Origin of the sequence: Mesorhizobium sp. M1E.F.Ca.ET.041.01.1.1, from assembly GCF_003997355.1 — a bacterium.
Taxonomy (GTDB): Bacteria; Pseudomonadota; Alphaproteobacteria; order Rhizobiales; family Rhizobiaceae; genus Mesorhizobium.
This window is the reverse complement of sequence record NZ_RZSL01000995.1, coordinates 1-1,366: the sequence shown is the minus strand read 5'-3', so window position 1 is coordinate 1,366 and position 1,366 is coordinate 1. Positions and strand designations below refer to the sequence as shown.

The window sequence follows — 1,366 nt, the reverse complement described above, 5'->3', positions numbered from 1 at the left end:
GTCGCGCAGCACCATGCGGTCGCCGCGCACGTCGAAACCCGACAGCGAACTGATGAAATTCATGCCGAGCAGGCTTTGCTCGAGCATGCCGGGCGCCGCGACCATGACCGGCATGTCCTTGCGCACGATGCCGCCGATCGCCATCTCGTTGGCCCTCACGGTAGCGGCGCGCGCCATGCCGTTGGCGGTCGAAACGTCCACGGTGTAGCTGAGCGCCGCCGGGTTGAAGCCGGCCGCCTGGGCGTCCTCCGCCGTCAGCACCGTGCTGGTCGCGCCGGTGTCGACCACGGTCCGCACCGGCGCGCCGTTGACGAGGATCCGGGCCTCGAAATGGCCGTTGTCGGCCTTGTCGAGCGTGACCGTGGCACGTCCATTGTCCACGCCCAGCGCCAAGGGGCTCCCCGGAACGAGGCCGGCCGTGACGCGGCTGGCAACGTCCTGCAGTTCGTAGCGATATTGGTAACCTGCGATCAGCGCCAGCACGATCGCGGCCCAGACGCCGAGATTGCGCGCCATGTCACCGAGCGGCCTGCCCGAGCGAACAAGGCTCGCGCCGATCACTGCCACCAGCACACCAACCCAGATCAGCCGGCTGAAATCGTGGTTCTCGATGCCGAAGGTGCGGCCGGCGGAATCGTTCATCATCAGCAGGATCACGCCGGCGCCGATCACCAGCATGACGATCCAGAACAGGCGGTTCATGGCCAGCCCTTCCTCACAACATGTCGCGCTCGCGCGCCATGCGGGCGCGCCGCGTTTCGCGGCGAGGCCGGCGTTCGACCGTCTCCAGCCGCGCCGGCAACTCGGTCATGACCGCCCGGCGGACTTCCGGCGTCATCGTGAGCCAGCTCGCGATTTCGTCACGCGTGCGGCCGCAGCCGAAGCAAAAGCCGGTTTTCATGTCGATCGAACAGACGAGTATGCAGGGAGATTCGATGGCGGTCATGCTGTTCTCTTGCGTTCATTGCACATGGTGCAACCGCGAAGCCAATGCAAGCCCTCCGCAATGCGCCGTCAACCGGCACTTTCGCGGCATTGCGGGCGGTTGTGCCGGGCAGTGAAGGCGGCTATGCCGCTGCCTGTTCCCGCAAAGAGACCGCATCCGACATGACCGCAAAGCCTTTCGATGATTTCCGCACTCTCCTGGCGACGCTGCCGCCGACGGACGCCGCCGCCGAAACCCGCGTCCGCATGTTGTTTGCCAAAACCGACAAGCCGAAAGCCTCGCTGGGCCGGGTCGAGGATATTGCTGCCTGGCTCGCCGCCTGGAGCGGGCGCGCGCCGCCGGCCGTGAACCGGCCGCTTGTGGCGATCTTTGCCGGCAACCACGGCGCTGTCCGGCATGCCATCTCGCCGCGGCCGGTCT

At 66.8% G+C, this 1,366-nt stretch carries 3 protein-coding genes; 1 reads left to right on the top strand and 2 read right to left on the bottom strand.

The annotated features are described in order from the left end of the window. The coding region (locus EOA38_RS36735) for a TIGR02281 family clan AA aspartic protease (RefSeq protein WP_127301513.1) at nt 1–702 on the bottom strand (702 nt) is incomplete at its 3' end. A 13-nt stretch (nt 703–715) separates the two neighbouring features. Beyond that, a complete protein-coding gene (locus tag EOA38_RS36730) occupies nt 716–946 on the bottom strand; it encodes a DUF1289 domain-containing protein (protein WP_126093916.1) in 231 nt (76 codons plus the stop codon). Between the two features lie 161 nt (nt 947–1,107). On the opposite strand from EOA38_RS36730, the gene EOA38_RS36725 reads away from it, so the two are divergent. Then, nucleotides 1,108–1,366 (top strand): nicotinate-nucleotide--dimethylbenzimidazole phosphoribosyltransferase (locus EOA38_RS36725; RefSeq protein ID WP_189435188.1); only part of this gene is annotated, 259 nt, incomplete at its 3' end.

Bases quoted from the DNA above. Each gene is read 5' to 3' on its own strand.
- EOA38_RS36730 (WP_126093916.1), bottom strand. From the start codon at position 946: ATGACCGCCATCGAATCTCCCTGCATACTCGTCTGTTCGATCGACATG.